Source organism: Aequorivita sp. CRS11, assembly GCF_059693805.1.
This window is the reverse complement of sequence record NZ_JCATIG010000026.1, coordinates 1-1,753: the sequence shown is the minus strand read 5'-3', so window position 1 is coordinate 1,753 and position 1,753 is coordinate 1. Positions and strand designations below refer to the sequence as shown.

General features: G+C 49.7%; 1 tRNA gene and 1 rRNA gene. Both read right to left on the bottom strand.

Annotated features, from left to right (window positions below):
- Nucleotides 1–1,497: ribosomal RNA gene (locus tag AC58DT_RS15555) — 23S ribosomal RNA — on the bottom strand; the annotation flags it as partial.
- A 175-nt stretch (nt 1,498–1,672) separates the two neighbouring features.
- Nucleotides 1,673–1,749: transfer RNA gene (locus tag AC58DT_RS15550), tRNA-Ala, on the bottom strand.
- Nucleotides 1,750–1,753 lie beyond the last annotated feature (4 nt).

Genomic DNA, 1,753 nt, shown 5'->3' with positions numbered 1-1,753 from the left:
CCACTGGCTTCAACGCACTATTCCGTCAGTGCGCACCTAATTTTCGCCTCCGTCACTTTTAACGTGAGCAGGTACAGGAATATTAACCTGTTGTCCATCCACTACCCCTTTCGGGTTCGCGTTAGGTCCCGACTAACCCTCAGCTGATTAGCATAGCTGAGGAAACCTTAGTCTTTCGGAGTGCGGGTTTCTCGCCCGCATTATCGTTACTTATGCCTACATTTTCTTTTCTGTCCGCTCCAGCATACCTCACGGTACACCTTCGGCGCAAACAGAATGCTCCCCTACCACTTGAATAAATTCAAGTCCATAGCTTCGGTAGTATGTTTATGCCCGATTATTATCCATGCCGGACCGCTCGACTAGTGAGCTGTTACGCACTCTTTAAATGAATGGCTGCTTCCAAGCCAACATCCTAGCTGTCTGTGCAGTCCAACCTCGTTTTTTCAACTTAACATACATTTGGGGACCTTAGCTGATGGTCTGGGTTCTTTCCCTCTCGGACATGGACCTTAGCACCCATGCCCTCACTGCTGATCATCATTTTATAGCATTCGGAGTTTGTCAGGAATTGGTAGGCGGTGAAGCCCCCGCATCCAATCAGTAGCTCTACCTCTATAAAACTATATATCAACGCTGCACCTAAATGCATTTCGGGGAGTACGAGCTATTTCCGAGTTTGATTGGCCTTTCACCCCTACCCTCAGGTCATCCCAAGACTTTTCAACGTCAACGGGTTCGGTCCTCCATTTGGTGTTACCCAAACTTCAACCTGCCCAAGGGTAGATCACACGGTTTCGCGTCTACTACTACCAACTAAAGCGCCCTGTTCAGACTCGCTTTCGCTGCGGCTCCGATCCTAAGGATCTTAACCTTGCTGGCAACAGTAACTCGTAGGCTCATTATGCAAAAGGCACGCCGTCACCAGTAAACTGGCTCCGACCGCTTGTAGGCGTATGGTTTCAGGTTCTATTTCACTCCGTTGTTCACGGTTCTTTTCACCTTTCCCTCACGGTACTGGTTCACTATCGGTCTCTCAGGAGTATTTAGCCTTGGCGGATGGTCCCGCCGGATTCATACAGGGTTTCACGTGCCCCGCACTACTCAGGATACCGCTATCGATAACGCTCCTTGCCTATACCGGGCTATCACCGTCTATGGCCACGCTTTCCAACGTGTTCTAGTTCATTGCGCATCAAATGTCGCGGTCCTACAACCCCAATACTGCCGTAACAGCATTGGTTTGGGCTAATCCGATTTCGCTCGCCGCTACTATCGGAATCACTATTGTTTTCTCTTCCTCCGGGTACTTAGATGTTTCAGTTCCCCGGGTTCGCCCCCTTTCGGGTACCGTATCTTCAATACGGTGGGTTGCCCCATTCGGATACCTGCGGATCAACTTGTATGTGCCAATCCCCGCAGCTTTTCGCAGCTTATCACGTCCTTCTTCGCCTCTGAGAGCCTAGGCATTCCCCATACGCCCTTGTTTTGCTTATTGTACTTTTTGCTCTTTTAATGAGTTTGATTCAAAAATTTTGGTATGCCCGAAGCATACCTCTTTATTATTGCTTTTCTCGTATTCTTTGTTTCCAATATGTCAATGAACTGTCCGGATCCCCGCGTCCCCAGGCCCGGATAACGGGCAGCTAATGGGAACAACGGCTGTTGTCCTTGGTGGAGAATATCGGAGTCGAACCGATGACCTCCTGCGTGCAAGGCAGGCGCTCTAGCCAGCTGAGCTAATCCCCCATTT